Genomic DNA, 17,247 nt, shown 5'->3' with positions numbered 1-17,247 from the left:
CTAGACGTCGACCTCGGCGTCGAGGGCGTTCTCCTGGATGAACTCCCGGCGCGGCTCGACCAGATCGCCCATCAGCCGGGTGAACATGTCGTCGGCGTCGTCCGCATGGGTCACCTTCACCTGCAGCAGGGTGCGGGCGTCGGCGTCGAGCGTGGTCTCCCAGAGCTGATCCGGGTTCATCTCGCCCAGACCCTTGTAGCGCTGAATCTTCAGCCCCTGACGGCCGGCGTCCATGATCGCGTTCACCAGGTCGATTGGACCGCGGACGGTGGTGGTCTTGTCACGCCGCGTGAAGGTGGCGACGCCCGAGAAGACCTCCGCCAGCTCCTTGGACCGCTCGGCCAGGCGACGCGCGTCGGCGGCGTGCAGCAGGATGTCGTCCAGCACGATTCGTTCCGAGACGCCGCGCCGGACCCGGCTGAACACGTAGCTGTTCTGTTCGCCCTTCTCGCCGCTCCACGAGCCGTCGCCTTCCTCGGCGTAGAGGTCGAGACGCCGCGCCGCGGCCATGGCGTCGCCGCCGCCATCAACGAAGAGGCCGGCCAGGGCCGACTGCTCGATGGCGAAGGCTGGCGCGCGTGTGGCCAGCCGCTCCACGTTGGCCTTGGCGCCGCGCGAAGTGTTCACCAGCGCCAGCAGATCCTTGCCCGCGAGCCGCTCGCCCGAGGCGAGGTCGAGGGTCGCCCCGTCGGTGCCCTCGTCGACGAGGTAGGTCTCGAGCTCGGAGTCGTCCTTCAGGTAGCGGGAGGACTTGCCCTTGGCCGCCTTATAGAGCGGCGGCTGGGCGATATAGAGATACCCGCGCTCGATCACCTCCGGCATCTGGCGGTAGAAGAACGTCAGCAGCAGGGTGCGGATGTGCGCCCCGTCCACGTCGGCGTCCGTCATGATGACGATCTTGTGGTAGCGCAGCTTCTCGATGTCGAAGTCGTCGCGGCCGATGCCGGCGCCCAACGCCGTGATCAGCGTGCCCACCTGGTCGGACGACAGCATCTTGTCGAACCGCGCCCGTTCCACGTTCAGGATCTTGCCCCGAAGCGGCAGGATGGCCTGGTTCTCACGGTTGCGGGCCTGCTTGGCCGAGCCCCCGGCCGAGTCGCCCTCCACCAGGAAGATCTCGGACTTGGCCGGGTCCTTCTCCTGGCAGTCGGCGAGCTTGCCGGGCAGCGAGGTGATGTCGAGCGCCGACTTGCGGCGGGTGAGCTCGCGGGCCTTGCGGGCCGCCTCGCGGGCGGCGGCGGCCTCGGCGATCTTCTGGACGATCATCCGGGCCTCGTTCGGGTGCTCCTCGAACCAGGTCCCCAAGCCCTCGTTCACCAGGCTCTCCACGGCCGGGCGCACTTCCGAGGACACCAGCTTGTCCTTGGTCTGCGACGAGAACTTCGGGTCCGGAACCTTCACCGACAGCACGCAGGTGAGGCCCTCGCGGGCGTCCTCGCCCGACACGCTGACCTTCTCGCGCTTCGCCGCGCCGGAGCTCTCGGCATAGCCGGAGATGATCCGCGTCAGCGCCGAGCGGAACGCCGCCAGGTGGGTGCCGCCGTCGCGCTGCGGGATGTTGTTGGTGAAACAGAGGACGTTCTCGTGGTAGCCGTCGTTCCACCACAGGGCGAGGTCCACCTCGACGTTCTCGCGCTTGCCGCGGACGACGATGGGCTGCTTGATCAGCGGGGTCTTGGCCTTGTCGAGGTGACGCACGAAGGCCTCGATGCCGCCCTCGTAGCTCATCACCTCCTCGAACGGCTCCGCGCCGCGCAGGTCCTTCAGCCAGATGGTGACGCCGGAGTTGAGGAACGCCAGCTCGCGCAGGCGGTGCTCCAGGGTCTTCAGGTCGAACTCGATGAACCGGAAGGTGTCGGTCGACGGCAGGAAGGTGACCTCCGTGCCGGTGAGGAACTCGCCGTTGTCCCGCTTCGGCGACGTCCCCGTCACCGCCAGGGGGGAAACCGCGTCGCCGCGACGGAACTCCATCTCGTGGGTGAGCCCGCCACGGTGGATCTTCAGCTTCAGGAAGTCCGACAGCGCGTTCACCACCGAAACGCCCACGCCGTGCAGACCGCCGGAGACCTTGTACGAGTTCTGGTCGAACTTACCGCCGGCATGGAGCTGGGTCATGATGACCTCGGCCGCCGAGACGCCCTCGCCCTCGTGGATGTCGGTGGGGATGCCGCGGCCGTCGTCGGTGACGGTGCAGGAACCGTCGGCGTTGAGGATCACCTCCACCCGGGTCGCCCAGCCGGCCAGGGCCTCGTCGATGGCGTTGTCCACCACCTCGTAGACCATGTGGTGCAGGCCCGAGCCGTCGTCGGTGTCGCCGATGTACATGCCGGGGCGCTTGCGCACGGCGTCGAGGCCCTTCAGGACCTTGATCGACTCCGCGCCGTACTCGGCCGCGCCATTCCCGTTGGTCTCGTTCTCTTCGCTCATCACACGTCCAGTTGAATCGGACCGGAGACCCCGACTGGAGGCCGCTCGCCCGCATTCCAATGCAGAGGGACCGGCGCCTTCCCGCGCCCGCCGGCCGGAATCGGCCGAATCTGTCACGACAATATAGGGATGATGCGCGCGCGGCGCACCTGCCCGCGTGCGCGCACGTACGCGCGAGCGGCCACGCTTGCTCCCCGGAAGCCGGCTGGCCACTGTGGCGGCATGCCGTCCGCCCTCCGCTTGGCCCCCCTCCTGGCCGCCCTCCTCGCATCGCCGGTCGCGGGCCAGGGCCTGGTCACCGAGCCCGACTGGCTGCGCCGCCCCTCCGGCGAGGACATGGCCGACGCCTACCCGATGATCGGGCAGGTGCTGGAGATCGAGGGCCGTGCGGTGATCGCCTGCGCGGTCAGCACCGCAGGCCTGCTGGAGGGCTGTTCCGTCGTCGAGGAGGCGCCGGCGGCGATCGGCTTCGGAGCGGCGAGCCTCGAGCTCAGCCGCCTGTTCCGGATGCGGCCGCTGTCGCGCGACGGGGAGCCGGTGACGGGCGGGACCGTGCGGATCCCCATCGCCTTCCGCCTGCCGCCTCCGCGCCCCGACCCGCCGACGGCGGGCGTCCCGCCGACCGCGGCGGCGCTGGCGGCCGGCCGCGCCATCGTCGACGGGCTCGAGGTGATCCCCGCCGCGCAAGCGCACTACGAGGCGCGCGCCCAGACCCTGATCACGACCACGCAGACGGCCGCGGCCGAAGCCGACCGGCGGGCCGCCGCCGAGGCGCTGCGCGCCGCCGTCGGCGCCCGGATGCCGGAGCTGCGGGAAGCCTATGCCGCCGCCTTCGCCCGCGCGCTGAGCGAGGCCGAGCTCACGGCCCTGGCGCAGGAGGCCGGCACGCCTGGTCGGGCGGTGTGGCGGCCGGGGCAGGCGCGGGAGGCGCTGGAGCAGGACCTCCACGGCGAGTTCCTGCGCCGGGCCGCCCCCGTGGCCCGCGCGGCCTTCTGCGCGAAGCACGCCTGCGCGCCGCGAGGTTCGGCGTTCCTGCCGCGCGCCGACGATCCGATCTGGGAGCCGATCTGGGCGGACCGGCCGAACCCCGGCGCGGTCATCGCCGCCACGCCCATGGTCGCGAAGCTGATGGGGCTGGGCGGTCAGGTTCGGCTGCGCTGCCGGGTGACGCGCAACGGCGTGCTGGAGGACTGCCGCGCGGTCGCCGAAGCGCCCGCCGGCCTGGGCTTCGCCGCCGCCGCCGTCCGGCTCTCGCAGGCCTATCGCCTGAGCCCCACGCAGGCGGCGGGAGGCGCCGCCGGCCAAACCATGGGGCTCGACATCGTGTTTCCGGCCCTGATCCCGCGGGCCGCCTATGCCCCGCGCAAGGGCGCCAGCCGCGCGGCCCGAGCCGCCGCCGAGGCCTATGTGGCGGCCGCCTATCCGGACCCGCCGTTCAGCGAGGCGCAGCTCGCCACCATGCTCGGCGAGCGCCCGCAGGGCGCGGACGCAGCCGCCTACGCGGACGCCCTCGCCGCCGTGCGCCAGGGATTCGCCCAGGCGACGGCGGAGATCCAGGCGCTGCGGGCCGACGCCTATGCCGCGGAGTTCGCCGCCGAAGAACTGACCGCCGCCGCCGCCTTCGCCCGGACGCCCAGCGGCCTGGCGCTGCGGCGCGCCGGCCCTACCCTGGGACCGGCGCTGAACACCGCCTATCAGCAGTGGCACGCACGCATCCTCGCGGAGGCCCGCACGGCCTACTGCCGGGGACGCCCGTGCGGTCAGCCTCAGCCGAGCGGCGCGAGCTCCGCCCCGTCCACACGGACCCCCTGAGCACGGCCCTTCAGCTCCTCGAACAGGTGCTCGTCGGTGCCGGTGAGGAAGGCCTGCAGGCCCAGCGCGGTGATCTCGTCGAACAGGGCCGCGCGGCGGCGGCGGTCGAGGTGGGCGGCCACCTCGTCCAGCAGCAGGATCGGTGAGGGCGAGGCCGAGGCGCGGGCGAGCCGCGCCGCCTGGGCGAGCACCAGGTTCAGGATCAGCGCCTTCTGCTCGCCGGTGGAGCACTCGGCTGCGGGACGGTCCTTCTCGGCGTGCAGCACGGCGAGGTCGCCACGGTGCGGACCGGTGAGCGCGCGGCCGGCGGCGGCGTCGCGCTCGCGCGCGCGGCGAAGGGCCTCGGCGAGGCGGCCCTCGATCTCGGCGATCTCCGCCCCCGCTCCGGCCATCTGCTCCCACTCGCCGGTCAGGCTGAGCCGCGCCTGCGGGAAGGGACGCTCGCCACGGGTGCCGATCTCGGCCTGCAGGGCGCCCAGCGTCCGGGCGCGGGCCTCGGCGATCAGCGCGCCGGCCTCGGCCAGCCGGGCCTCCAGGGCGTCCAGCCACGCCGGGTCGGCCGGCCCGTCGACCAGGAGCCGCATGCGCTCGCGCTGGGCCTTCTCGTAGGCGGTGGCGTGCGCCGCGTGGCGAGGCTCGGCGGCGAACACCAGACGGTCGAAGAAGCGCCGCCGCTCGCCCGCGCCTTCCAGGAACAGGCGGTCCTGGGCGGGCGTGAGCCAGACTTGGCGCACGTGCTCGGCGAGCCGGCCGGGCGGGACGGTCTCGCCCTCGATCCGCACCGTGCGGCGTGACGCGCCGGCCTGCTCCACTCCCGTGCCGAGGCGGGTCTCCTCGCCCGCCGCCGACACCAGGGCGGCCACCGCCCAGGCCCGGCCAGCCGTCTCGCCCGGAAGGCGCCGGCCCACCTCGGCGAGGCTGGAGCCCCGCAGGCCGCGGCCGGGGGTGAAGAAGCTGACCGCCTCCAGCAGATTGGTCTTCCCGGCGCCGTTCGGGCCCACGAGGAACACCGACAGGCCGTTCAGGGCGACATCGGCCCGGGCGTAGGACCGGAAGTCCGTCAGGGTCAGGCGGGTCAGGGCCGTGGCGGTCACCGGCCGGTCATAGCCGGTTTGCGGGGCGCGAGGCGAGCGCCGGCCAGACGATCTTGGCGCCGCGCCGGCGCCACGGCTAAGACGGGACGAACGGGAGCTTCGCGTGTCCCCCAGCAGCGCCGCCATCGACCCCAGGATCGAACAGGCCCGGGCCCACCACCGGGCCGGCCGAGCGGCGGAGGCGCAGGCGCTCTGCGAGGCGGTTTTGGAGACGGCTCCGGACGATCTCGCCGCGCTGAACCTCCTCGGCCTGCTGCTGCTCCAGGCGGGGCAGCACGACCGCGCCGCGCCGGTCCTGCGCCGGGTGGTCGCCCTCGATCCCTCCGCCTGGCGGGCCTTCGGCCTGCTGGGTGTGGCGCTCCGCAGGCGCGAGCCGCGCGCCGCACTGGAGGCCTACGACCGCGCGCTCGCCCTGAACCCGCGCGACGCGGCCAACCAGAACAACCGCGGGAACGTGCTGCTCGACCTCGGCCGTCACGCCGAGGCGGCGGCGGCGTTCGAAGCCGCCGTGGCGCTCAGGCCGGACTATGCGGTGGCGATGATCAACCGCGCCCGGGCGCTGGTGGCGCTCGGTCGTCCGCAGGAGGCGCTCGAGGCCGCCGAGGCGGGCCGGGCGCTGGGGCTTGACGACGCCTCGGCGCGGCTGGCCTGGGCCGGCAGCCTCATGGGCCTGGAGCGCTGGGACGAGGCGCTCGCCGCCTACGACTCCGCGCTCGAGCGCGACCCGCGCAGCGCGGCGGGCCACCACGGCCGCGGGCAGGCTCTGCTGGAGCTGGACTTCCTCAAGCCGGTCGCGCCGGAGACGAACCGCGCGGCCCTGGCGAGCTACGACCGGGCGCTGGAGCTCGACCCCCACGCGGCGGAGACCCGCTGGAGCCGCGCCCTCACCCGCCTTCGCCTCGGACTGCTCGCCGAAGGCTGGGACGACTACGAGGAGCGGTGGCAGGCGCACAGCTTCGTCAGCCGTTCGGCCGGGCTGGTCCTGCCCTCGCTGCGCGGCCGCCTCGCCCACCGGGCGGAGCGTGAGCACCTCGCCGGCAAGCGCGTGCTGCTGGTCTCCGAACAGGGGATCGGCGACGTCCTGATGTTCGCCAGCATGATCCCGGACCTGCAGGCGCTGGCGGGCGGCGTGGCCCTGATCTGCGAGACCCGGCTCCACCGCCTGTTCGGGAACAGCTTTCCGGGCTTGGAGCTGGTGGCGCCCGGCGCGCCCGCGCCGCCGCACGACCTGGTGCTGGCGATCGGCAGCTTAGGCCGGCTGTTTCGCCTCACGCCCGCGGATTTCCCCGGCCGCCCCTACCTCTCGCCGTCGGAGCCCGCACGCCGCGCCTGGGCCGAGCGGCTGGGGCCCAGGCGCGGTCGGCTGCGGATCGGGGTGTCGTGGCGGGGCGGGCTGGCCAGCACGGGGCGCTCGGCGCGGTCGCTGGAGCTCGCGCAGCTCGCGCCCCTGCTCGACCTGCCGGACTGCGAGTTCGTCAGCCTGCAATACGGCGAGGTGGCCGAGGAGCTGGCGCAGGTGAACGCCGGCCGCGGGATCCCCATCGTTGCGCCGGCCCCGGACACGGTCAGCGACTTCGACGACCTTGCCGCGGCCGTGCTGGCCATGGACCTGGTCGTGTCCGTCCAGACGGCGCTCGTGCATCTGAGCGGCGCGGTGGGTCAGCGGTGCCTGGTGATGGTTCCCCGGCGTCCGGAGTGGCGCTACGGGCTGAGCGGCGAGGCCATGCCCTGGTACGGCTCGGTGCGGCTGTTCCGGCAGGGGCACGAGGGCGACTGGAACCGGGTCATCGCACGCGTCGCCGACGAGATCCGGCGCGCCTGACGGACCGAGTCCGAATTCCGCGAGCGGGATGTCACAAGCCTCGCCATATCCTCGTCCTGCACGGGCAAGCCGACGAGGAGGGCGAGATGGACCAGAAGAACACGGCGCAGGCGTTCGAGGCGCTGCACCACGGGCCGGAGATCCTGATCCTGCCGAACGCCTGGGATGCGGCCAGCGCGGCCCTGATGGCCGACGCCGGCGCGAAGGCGGTGGCCACCTCGTCGGCGGCGGTGGCCTGGGCGCACGGCTACCCGGACGGCGACGCCCTGCCGATGGAGAAGGTCATCACGACGGTGGCCGAGATCGCCCGGGTGACCGATCTGCCGGTGACCTGCGATTTCGAGGGCGGCTACACCGACGACCTGGAGGTGCTGGCGGACAACATCGTGCGCGTCATCGAAGCCGGCGCGGTGGGGGTGAACCTCGAGGACGGTGGCCGTGATCCCGAGCTCCACGCCCGCAAGATCGCCGCGGCACGGGCGGCGGCCGAGCGCGCTGGCGTGCCGCTGTTCATCAACGCCCGCACGGACGTCTATCTGCGCGGTCTGGCTGAGGGCGAGGCGGCGTTCGCTGAGACCGTGCGGCGCGCGGCGCTCTACGCCGAGGCCGGCGCGAGCGGGATCTTCACGCCGGGCGCCAAGGACGAGGGCCTGATTGGCCGCCTGGCCGAAGCGATCCGGCTGCCGCTGAACATCATGTTGCTGCCGGGCCTACCACCCGCCGCGCGGCTCCGGGCGCTGGGCGTGCGGCGGCTGAGCTCGGCGACCGCGCCGTTCCGCCTGGCCTATGCGAGCCTCGCCAAAGGGGTCGCCGCCTACCTGCAGACCGGCGAGGCCGGAGCCTTCGCGTCCGAGGCCCTGCCGAACCTGAACCAGCGCTTCAGCGCCTGAGCGCCACCTCGCCCATGTGGGTCAGCCCGCTGTGCGTGTCGGCCCACACCTCGCCGCCGATGTCGCGCCAGCGGCGTCCGAAGGCCTGCCAGTCGTTCAGGTAGCGGCGGGTCCCGGGCTCCACGAAGCTGTCGAAGACCATCAGAGCGTCCGGCGCGCGGGCGCCCTGCACGTCGCCCAGCTTGGCCACCAGGTGCGGATAGGCGGTCCGAAGCCGCTCGGCGGCGGGGCGGGTGATCATCAGGAACCCGGCGCCGAGGGCGGCCACGCGGCGGAAACCGTCGGCCCCCGCAGCGGTCGGCTGGGGCAGCTCGTCCGCCTCCCAGGCGAGCGCGCCGGCGGCGAGCGCGGCCGGATCCTGCGCTCGGCGCGGATACAGGCCGCCCGCCACCTCGTGCCCGCTGTCGAGCAGGCGGAACACCGCCTCGGGCGGGAAGCCCACGTCGGCGTCGACGAACAGCAGGTGGGTAGCCTCGGAACGCAGGAACGCCGAAAGGTAGCTGCCCCGTCCGCGGCCGATCAGCGCCTCGCCGCCGCCGACGTCGGTCCACAGGCTGACCCCACGCGCCGCGCAGGCCGGCCGCAGCGCCAGGAGCGAGCGCATGTAGGTCACATGGGCCTGACCGCCGTAACAGGGGGTCGCGAGGTGGAGAAAGGGTGCGGAGCCGGCCACTCCCGTTCCTTAGACGCGCGGCGCGGTTTCGGCCAAGGGTCGCAGATGACCTTCCGGCCTCGCGCGCCTATGTTCCGCCCATGACCGACACCCTCGACGCCGCCCCCCAGACCCTGGCTGAGATCCCGCGCGAGCCGACGCAGGACGGCCCCAAGGTCCGCCTCTACCTGGTGGACGGGTCGGGCTTCATCTTCCGGGCGTTCCACGCCCTGCCCCCTCTGACCCGAAAGTCGGACGGTCTGCCGGTGGGCGCGGTGTCGGGGTTCTGCAGCATGCTGTGGAAGCTGCTCGTGGACATGAAGACGGCCGAGGACGCGCCGACCCACCTGGCGGTGGTCTTCGACCACTCCGAGGACACGTTCCGGAACAAGCTTTACGACCAGTACAAGGCCCACCGCCCGCCGCCGCCCGAAGACCTGGTCCCGCAGTTCCCGCTGGTGCGCGAGGCGACCCGCGCCTTCGGCGTGCCCTGCCTTGAGCTGCCCGGCTACGAGGCGGACGACCTGATCGCCGCCTACGCGTGCAAGGTCCGCGATCTGGGCGGCGAGGTGATGATCGTCTCGTCCGACAAGGACCTGATGCAGCTCGTCGGCCCGCAGGTGTTCATGCTGGACACCATGAAGAGCCTGAAGATCGGTATCGAGCAGGTCATCGAGAAATTCGGCGTTCCGCCGGAGAAGGTCGTCGATGTGCAGGCGCTCTGCGGCGATTCGGTGGATAACGTGCCGGGCGCCCCCGGCATCGGCATCAAGACCGCCTCGCAGCTCATCAATGAGTACGGCGACCTCGACACCCTTCTCGCCCGGGCCGGCGAGATCAAGCAGCCCAAGCGCCGCGAGACCCTGATCGAATACGCCGACCAGATTCGCCTGTCGCGCGAGCTGGTGAAGCTCGACTGCGACACGCCGCTGCCCTGCCCCATCGACGAGCTGGCGGTGGACGATCCCGATCCGGCGGTGCTGGCCGAGTTCCTCGAGCGGATGGAGTTCCGGACGCTGGCGCGCCGGATCGGCGACGGCAAGGCCGGCGCCCAGGCGCCCGTGGCGACCCCCGCCCCGGAGGCCCGCGCCAGGCCCGCCCCGCAGCACGGCCCCGTGGACGTGAAGGCCTACCAGTGCGTCCGCGACGTGGCCACGCTCGAGGCCTGGATCGTGCGGGCGCGCGAGAGGGGCGTGGTCGCCTTCGACACCGAGACGGACGCGTTGTCCGCCACCAGCGCCAACCTGTGTGGCCTGTCGCTGGCGGTCGCGGCCGGGGAGGCCTGCTACATTCCGGTCGGCCATGAGCACGAGGGCGACGGCGGGCTGGACTTCGAGGCCAAGGAGGACCTGGCCCAGATCCCCTGCGAAGAGGTGATCGCCCACCTGAAGCCGCTGCTCGAGGACCCCTCCGTCCTGAAGGTGGCGCAGAACGGCAAGTACGATCTCGCCGTTCTGTCGCGCTACGGGATCCAGGTGTCGCCGATCGAGGACACCATGCTCATCTCCTTCACCCTTCAGGGGGGCCTGAGGAAGAGCCACGGCATGGACGAGCTCTCCAAGGAGTGGCTGGGCCACGAGCCGATCAGCTTCAAGACCGTCGCCGGGACCGGGAAGGGCCAGAAGAGCTTCAAGCACGTGAAGCTGGACGAGGCGACCTGCTACGCCGCCGAGGACGCCGACGTGACCCTGCGCCTCTACGAGCACCTGCGCCCGCGGCTGGCCGACGAGAAGCTGGTCACCGTCTACGAGACCCTCGAGCGGCCGATGCCGAAGGTGCTGGTGGAAATGGAGCTGGCCGGCGTCAAGGTCGACCCCGAGCGGCTGCGCCAGCTCTCCAACGACTTCTCGGTGCGGATGGGCGAACTGGAGGCCGAGGCGCACCGTCTGGCGGGCCGGCCCTTCAACCTGGGGTCGCCCAAGCAGATCGGCGAGATCCTGTTCAAGGAGATGGGCCTCGGCTCGGGCAAGTTCACCGCCACGGGCCAGCTCTCCACCGACGCCTCCATGCTGGAGGACCTGGCGAACCAGGGCCACGAGCTGCCGCGTGTGCTGCTCGACTGGCGGCAGCTCTCCAAGCTGAAGGGCACCTACACCGACGCCCTGGTGGCGGCGATCGACGAGAAGACCGGCCGGGTGCACACGTCCTACTCGCTGGCGGCGGCCACCACCGGGCGGCTGGCTTCCACCGACCCGAACCTGCAGAACATCCCGATCCGCACCGAGGAAGGCCGCAAGATCCGCCGCGCCTTCATCGCCGAGCCGGGCAACGTCCTTATCAGCGCCGACTACAGCCAGATCGAGCTGCGCCTGCTGGCCCACATCGGCGACATCCCGCAGCTCAAGCGGGCGTTCAAGGAGGGCCTCGACATCCACGCCATGACGGCCTCGGAGATGTTCGGCGTGCCGGTCGAGGGCATGCCCGCCGAGGTCCGCCGCCGGGCCAAGGCCATCAACTTCGGCATCGTCTACGGCATCTCGGCCTTCGGCCTCTCCAACCAGCTCGGCATCAGCCGCGAGGAGGCCGGGGCCTACATCAAGACCTACTTCGAGCGCTTCCCGGGCATCCGGACCTACATGGACCGCATGCAGCAGCAGGTGCGCAGCCAGGCCTTCGTCACCACCATCTTCGGCCGCAAGGTCCACATCCCCGCGGCCCGCGGCAAGAGCCAGGCAGAGCGCGGCTTCGCCGACCGGGCGGCGATCAACGCCCCGATCCAGGGCGCCGCTGCCGACGTGATCCGTCGGGCCATGGTGCGGATGCCAGGGGCGCTGCGCGAGGCCGGCCTGACGGCGAAGATGCTGCTGCAGGTGCACGACGAACTCGTGTTCGAGGCGCCCGAGGCCGAGGCCGACCGGGTGATCGAGGTGGCGCGCCGGATCATGGAGACCGCCCACGAGCCGGCGGTGTCCCTGTCGGTGCCACTGGTGGTCGAGGCCCGCGCCGCGCCCAACTGGGACGACGCCCACTAGGCCTCAGCCGAAGCGCCGCTCGGCCTTCACCTGGATCAGCCGCTGGTCCTCGCCGTCCAGCCGGACGGCGGTGAGCACGCCCGTGGCGTAGCAGCCCGTGTCGACGCCCAGGCGGTGCGGCAGGAGCTGCGCCTCCTCCATGGGCGTGTGGCCGTGGACGATCACCTTCCCGAAGGGGCCCTTCTCCTGGAGGAATTCCTGGCGGATCCAAAGCAGGTCGCGCTCCGCCTGCTGGTCCCAGGGGACGCCCGGCCGGACACCGGCATGCACGAACGCGTAGTCGCCGACGTCCACGATCAGCTCCAGGCCCTGGTAGAACGCCCGGTGCTCCGGCGGCAGGCGCCGGTCGAGGTCGTCACGCACCCGTGCCCACGCCTCGGTGTCGGTGCGGGTGGCGGGCGGCTGCACGCCGTAGGAGACGAGCGTCGGCCCGCCGCCGTGCTCCATCCAGGTGGCGCCGAAGGCGGGCTGGTCGAGGAACTGCAGCAGGGCCTCCTCGTGGTTGCCCTTCAGCGTGCGCACCTCGAGGCCGGCGGCGTCGCGCATCTTCAGCACCAGGTCGACCACGCCGCGGGACTCCGGCCCCCGGTCCACGTAGTCGCCCAGGAACACCAGCAAGGCCGGCGCGGCGGGCGGCGCGGCCTCCAGGTCATCGGCGATGGCGCGGATGAGCGGCTGCAGGGCATCGAGCCGGCCGTGGACGTCGCCCACGGCATAGACCCGCCGTCCGCCCGTGCTGGGCGGGGCTTCACGCTTCTTGATGCGGCCGAACAGGCGGTCGAGGAACAGGGGGCGGGCTCTCGGTTGAGCTCGAAGGATAGGCGCGGCGGCGGGCCGGGACAACGCGGCGCGGCGGCTCAGGCCGCCAGGACCATCACCTGCTCGCCCAGGCGCCACGCTTCGATGCTCTGAAGGCTGAGGTCGGAGATCTTCCGGCGCATGGCCGCCAACAGCTCCACCTCGTCGGCGCAGGTGAGCGCCTCGAACTGGGGCGGCTGGCCGTCGTCCCTGTGCAGGTAGAGCTCGTAGGTCTGGCGCAGCGCCACGTTCTGGACTCCCCGGCGCAACCTCGCGCCTTGTTCCACCCGCCCGATACCACCATCGGGTGCGGCGTTCGCCTCCGGTTCGATACGGAGGGGGCAACCGGGCGCGGGACCGGCGCTTTTCACCTTTTACGGCTGGGTTGCAGGAGACAGCGATGGCGAAGAAGCGGAACAAGGTCCCCAAGCGGATCGCGGGCGTGAAGGTGCCGAAGGCGGTGCGCCGGGGCCTGAAGGACCTGGCCCGGAGCCAGAACGGCAAGACGGTGATCGCAGAGGCGTTGCTGGCGGCCGGCGCGCTGCTTGCCGCCGTGGAGGCGAAGCCGGGCTCGGCCGCCCGGCGGGGCGCCACGTCGGCCGGTCGGAAGCTGAAGCCGGCGGCGGTCGCGGCCACGGCCGCGGCGGTGGAAGGTCGCGCCTCGCTGGCCGCAGCCTTCGAGCACGCGACCCGCTCGTTCACCGAGGCGCTACGGAGCCCCCGCTCGATTGCGACTCGCGAACCTCCGACCGCCGCGCACTAGCGCGGCGCGAGGTAGACCGGGTTTCCAAGCAGCCAGAGCCGGCCATCCGGCCCCCTCACGTCGACGCGCACCCAACCGGAGGCTCCTGGCGCCAGCGAGAGCGTGCGGGTTTCCTCAGGGGCCAGCACCGCCTCGCCGCCCGACGCGCCCTGCGCGCCTGGACCCGCCAGAGAGATCCGCCCGCCCGGCGCGCCCTTGACGGTGGCCGCGAGGCGAACCGACGCGCCGGCCGGCGGGAAGAGCACGCCGCCCATGTGCGCCGAGGCCGGGCCGGCGCTGGCCGTCACGTCCAGCAGGCGGTCGCGCGAGCCCTCGACATCGACGAACACCCGACCGGACTTCAGTCCGGCGAGAATGGCCGCCTGGGACAGGTTCTCGGCGTAGACCACCGTGGTCGGCGAGCCCACCGACTGCGGCTCGGCGAGTGGCTTCAGGGCATCGTGGTTGTCGGACCCGCCCACGCCGGTGATCCGGCGGCCTTCATCCAGCCGCGCCTCCCAGAACCGGATGCCCGACAGCGGTCCCTCGGCGCCGCCCGGCGTGCCGCCGTTCACCGCCTCGATCATCGGAATCCGGGCGTAGTCGGTCGCGGCCGTCCAGCCGCAGCCCATGCAGGCTGCGCCCGAGGGCATCCCGGGGTGGTTCAGCGAGATCAGGCCGGCGGCGGCCTCGACCTGGTCCAGGATGCGCCCGAGCGTCGGCGCCCGCGGCCCGCCGAGCTGGAAATCCAGCGGCGCGGTGACGCCGAAGACGTTGGCGTGGCCCTGGAAGGTTGTGATCTCGCGCCCAGGGATCAGCAGCAGGCCGGCGAAATAGGGCTGCAGCTCGGCGAGGGCTTGGTGGTGCGAGGGCGTGTTGTGCTCGGTGACCGCCGCGAAATCGAGGCCGCGGGCCTGGGCGGCGGTGAGCGTCAGGTCGAGCGGACACGGCACGCGGGCCCCGCCCGTCGCGGCGCACGAGCCGTCCGAGTGGCCGGTGTGCAGGTGCAGGTCGCCCCGGTACCAGCCCGGCCCGACTTTCAGCGGCGCGGGCGCGAACCCCTCGAACCGTCCGCGCTCGAAGGTGATCCGCGCCGTGTAGGGCGTGCGCGCATCCTTGCGGATGTGGGGCACGCCGAGGATCAGCTTCCACTCGCCGGCCGGCAGCGGCCCGGGCAGGTAGGAGGGCGTGGCCCAGGTCTCGCTGACGCTGAACCGGACCTTGGCGCCGCCGCTCCAGCCGCGGAACCGCTGCGGGTCGCGCAGGCCGAGGTCGATGACCGTGCGCTGAGCCTTGTCGTAGTCGAACTCCACCGTCACCGCCGTGACCCCGGCCGGCACGCGGAAGGGGACCTCGCGATAGGTGGCGTTGTCGGTCCCCGTCATCTCCCCCGTCAGGGTGAGGTCCGGGGCGGCGGCCGAGGCCGGCGGCGCGAGCAGCGCCGCGGCGACGGCCGCCGCCGTGGCGAGGGCGGCGGCGAGTTTGCGCATCAGAACCAGAATAGCACGGCCGCGCGGAAGGTCCGCCCCAGCTCCGGACGGGCCAGGTAGTACTTCGCGCCCGCCTCGCCCGAGATGAACTGGCCGGCCCGCGGGTTGCCCTCGGTGAGGCCGATCTCGTTGGTCAGGTTCGTACCGTAGGCGTAGAGGCTGACCTGGTCGGTCAGGTTCCAGCGCACCTGGGCGTTGATCAGGTGGTAGTCCGGGATGACCAGGGTGTTGGCCAGGTCCGAGAACCGCTTGCCGAAGTACTGCACGTCGAGCTCGGCCCGCAGCCGGCCGTCCAGCAGGTTCAGCGCCGGGGTGAAGCGGGCGCTGACCTTGGGCGAGCGGATGATCAGGTTGTCCGAGAAGTCCCGGGGACGCAGGCACTCCGTCGGGGAGGCCGGCGTGTCGGTGGGCGCCGGACAGGCCGCGCCCGCCGGACGGGTCACCCGCTCGCTGAACACGAAGTGGCCGAGGCGGGGATCCTGCAGGGTCGCGGTGAGCGTCGCGTCGAACCAGTCGACCGGGCGAACCGTCCCCTCAAGCTCGACGCCGTAGGCCTTGGTGGAGGCGAACTCGGTGCGGCTGACGAAGGCGTTGGTGGCCGCGTCGTAGCGCGTCTCGGTGAAGCTCTGGCTATCGAAGTGGGTGTAGAAGGCGGTGGCGTAGACCGTGAACATCGGCCGGTTGATCTTCACCCCGGCCTCGGCCAGATCGATGCCCTGGGCCCGCGGATCGGTGCGGGTCGGGTTGGTGATGAAGTCGCCCAGCGACGGCAGGCGGAAGCCCTTGGTGTAGCGGGCGAAGACGCCGAGGTCCGGCTGGATCTGGTAGTTCACGCCCACCGTGGCGCCCCAGTCGTCGAAGCTGCGGTCCAGCGCGTCGTAGACGCCCGTGCCGCTGATCGCCTGGTCGTCGGCGAAGTTGTTGGCCAACTGGTTCAGGTTGATGGTCGCGCTGCGCTCGTTGCGGCCGGAGAGCTCGATCTGCTCCCAGCGGACGCCCAGGTCCACGCGGAGCCGGTCGGTGATCCGCCACTCGTCCGAGGCGTAGAGCGCCCAGGTGTCGGACTTGCCCTCGGCGTTGTTGAACTGGCTGCCGTAACGGGACACGCCGTTGTCGGTGAAGCTGGTCACCACCTGGCCCGCCGCGTTGAGGCCGACGAGGTTCAGCAGGCGAGCCTGTTCGCGCACGTCCACCAGGACCGCCGCGCCCTGCTGGATGAAGCTCTCCTCGGCGCGAGCGTAGTAGAGGCCGAGCGCCACGTCGTGCGACTGACCGCCGACGTCGAAGGTCCGCTGCAGGCGCAGGTCGTTGACCACCTCGTCGAGCTCGATGTCCTGCTCGCGCATGAAGGCGTCCATGACGAGGCCCGTGCCGTTCTGGCCGGCCACGTCGAAGGCCTGGCCGCCGTTCACGTAGGTGAGCCGGCCGGTGGTGACGCCGATCGGGGCGCGAGCGAGATCGCGGGCGATGCGCGCGGAGGCCGCCTCCGGCGTGTTCGGGTAGAAGCCGGCGCGGACCAGGTGGCTGGTGCGATAGCGGAAGCCGTCGCGAAGCTCCCAGCCGCCGAGGTCCAGCGAGCCCTGCAGCGTGTACTGGGTGAGCTTCAGGTCCGAGCCCTTGGTGTTGTCGAAGGTCACCGGGCCGCGATTGGTGCGGAAGGTCAGCTTCGCGGTCTCCGGGCCGGCGAGCGTCCCGTAGTTGGCGTCGAAGCCGGGGATCTCGGCCGTGTCGCCGTTGCTGTCGAAGGTCAGCGGCACCGGCAGGTAGAAGATGGTGTTGTCGTCGATATGCTTGACGTTGAAGTCGAGCGAGCCGCCCTCGAAGTCGCGGCCGACGGAGAACCGCACCTGGCCGCCCTTGTTGGCGTCGTAGCCGGGGTCGCGGACGCCGTCGTCCTGCCGGTAGAAGCCGCCCAGGCCGACGCGGAAACCGGCCACCTGGCCGCCCACCCAGGCGTCGCCGCGCCAGTAGCCCCAGTCGCCGACCTCGGCCTTGGCCACGCCCTCGAAGTCCTGGGTGGGCTTGCGGGTGATGAAGTTGACGATGCCGCCGGGCGCGTAGGAGGCGAAGATCGACGAGGGGCCGCCGCGCACCACCTCCACCCGCTGCACCGTCTCGTCCAGCCGGAACGAGAAGTCGGAGTTCAGGAAGCCCAGCCCCCCGTCGTGCTGCACCGGCAGGCCGTCCTCCTGCAGCGCGATCGCCGCGAAGCCCTCGATGGGGATGCCGCGCGCGCGGATGTTGGCGCCGCCGACGCCGCCGGACGCCTCCACCCAGAAGCCGGGCACGTTTTTCAGCACCTCGGCGACGCTTGGCGGGGACTGCAGGCGCAGCTTCTCTTCGGACACCGTGGTGATGGCGTAGCTCGCCTCGACCTTCCGCTGCGCCTCGGAGCCCACGCGGCCGGTGACGACCAGTTCCTCCAGGTCGACGGCGCTCTCCTGGGCGAGCACGGGCTGGGCGGCGGCCAGCGCACAGGCAGCCGCGGCGGCGAACAAAGCGTACTTCATCGGAATTCCCCTCTCGATTGGCCGGGGCTCCTAGTGGC

General features: G+C 72.1%; 12 protein-coding genes. 5 read left to right on the top strand and 7 right to left on the bottom strand.

Annotation, left to right across the window (positions count from 1 at the left end; genetic code table 11):
• The gene (gene gyrB, locus ACE3Q8_RS00495; RefSeq protein WP_374467897.1) at positions 1-2,427 is read right to left on the bottom strand and encodes a DNA topoisomerase (ATP-hydrolyzing) subunit B; all 2,427 of its coding nucleotides are present in this window, start codon (positions 2,425-2,427) and stop codon (positions 1-3) included.
• A 222-nt stretch (positions 2,428-2,649) separates the two neighbouring features.
• On the opposite strand from gyrB, the gene ACE3Q8_RS00490 reads away from it, so the two are divergent.
• Positions 2,650-4,239, top strand: coding sequence for a TonB family protein (locus ACE3Q8_RS00490; RefSeq protein WP_374467895.1), 1,590 nt, complete (start codon positions 2,650-2,652; stop codon positions 4,237-4,239).
• Here ACE3Q8_RS00490 and recF read toward each other — a convergent pair.
• Positions 4,194-5,333 (bottom strand): DNA replication/repair protein RecF, encoded by a 1,140-nt coding sequence (gene recF / locus ACE3Q8_RS00485; RefSeq protein ID WP_374467893.1) that lies wholly within the window; start codon positions 5,331-5,333, stop codon positions 4,194-4,196. The genes ACE3Q8_RS00490 and recF overlap by 46 nt on opposite strands.
• A gap of 103 nt (positions 5,334-5,436) precedes the next feature.
• Here recF and ACE3Q8_RS00480 point away from each other — a divergent pair, with 103 nt between their 5' ends.
• Complete coding sequence (locus ACE3Q8_RS00480; protein WP_374467891.1) at positions 5,437-7,155, top strand: tetratricopeptide repeat protein; 1,719 nt, start codon at positions 5,437-5,439, stop codon at positions 7,153-7,155.
• An 86-nt stretch (positions 7,156-7,241) separates the two neighbouring features.
• Positions 7,242-8,045, top strand: a complete 804-nt coding sequence (locus ACE3Q8_RS00475; protein WP_374467889.1) for an isocitrate lyase/phosphoenolpyruvate mutase family protein — start codon at positions 7,242-7,244, stop codon at positions 8,043-8,045.
• Here ACE3Q8_RS00475 and ACE3Q8_RS00470 read toward each other — a convergent pair.
• A complete protein-coding gene (locus ACE3Q8_RS00470) occupies positions 8,035-8,649 on the bottom strand; it encodes a hypothetical protein (RefSeq protein WP_374467887.1) in 615 nt (204 codons plus the stop codon). The genes ACE3Q8_RS00475 and ACE3Q8_RS00470 overlap by 11 nt on opposite strands.
• Before the next feature lie 149 nt (positions 8,650-8,798).
• On the opposite strand from ACE3Q8_RS00470, the gene polA reads away from it, so the two are divergent.
• Complete coding sequence (polA, locus tag ACE3Q8_RS00465) at positions 8,799-11,669, top strand: DNA polymerase I (RefSeq protein WP_374467885.1); 2,871 nt, start codon at positions 8,799-8,801, stop codon at positions 11,667-11,669.
• Between the two features lie 3 nt (positions 11,670-11,672).
• On the opposite strand, the gene ACE3Q8_RS00460 is transcribed toward polA, so the two are convergent.
• Together ACE3Q8_RS00460 and ACE3Q8_RS00455 are read right to left on the bottom strand one after the other, a co-directional pair.
• On the bottom strand, positions 11,673-12,512 hold the full coding sequence (locus ACE3Q8_RS00460; RefSeq protein WP_374467883.1) for a metallophosphoesterase family protein: 840 nt from the start codon (positions 12,510-12,512) through the stop codon (positions 11,673-11,675).
• A 14-nt stretch (positions 12,513-12,526) separates the two neighbouring features.
• The gene (locus ACE3Q8_RS00455) at positions 12,527-12,715 is read right to left on the bottom strand and encodes a hypothetical protein (RefSeq protein ID WP_374467881.1); all 189 of its coding nucleotides are present in this window, start codon (positions 12,713-12,715) and stop codon (positions 12,527-12,529) included.
• A gap of 152 nt (positions 12,716-12,867) precedes the next feature.
• On the opposite strand from ACE3Q8_RS00455, the gene ACE3Q8_RS00450 reads away from it, so the two are divergent.
• Complete coding sequence (locus tag ACE3Q8_RS00450; RefSeq protein WP_374467879.1) at positions 12,868-13,230, top strand: hypothetical protein; 363 nt, start codon at positions 12,868-12,870, stop codon at positions 13,228-13,230.
• Here ACE3Q8_RS00450 and ACE3Q8_RS00445 read toward each other — a convergent pair.
• Positions 13,227-14,699 (bottom strand): CehA/McbA family metallohydrolase, encoded by a 1,473-nt coding sequence (locus ACE3Q8_RS00445; protein ID WP_374467877.1) that lies wholly within the window; start codon positions 14,697-14,699, stop codon positions 13,227-13,229. The two genes, ACE3Q8_RS00450 and ACE3Q8_RS00445, sit on opposite strands and share 4 nt — an antisense overlap.
• On the bottom strand, positions 14,699-17,209 hold the full coding sequence (locus tag ACE3Q8_RS00440) for a TonB-dependent receptor (RefSeq protein ID WP_374467875.1): 2,511 nt from the start codon (positions 17,207-17,209) through the stop codon (positions 14,699-14,701). The genes ACE3Q8_RS00445 and ACE3Q8_RS00440 overlap by 1 nt, the downstream gene beginning before the upstream one ends.
• Positions 17,210-17,247 lie beyond the last annotated feature (38 nt).

This window comes from Phenylobacterium sp. (assembly GCF_041913825.1).
Taxonomy (GTDB): domain Bacteria; phylum Pseudomonadota; class Alphaproteobacteria; order Caulobacterales; family Caulobacteraceae; genus Phenylobacterium.
This window is presented reverse-complemented; position numbering and strand designations above follow the sequence as displayed.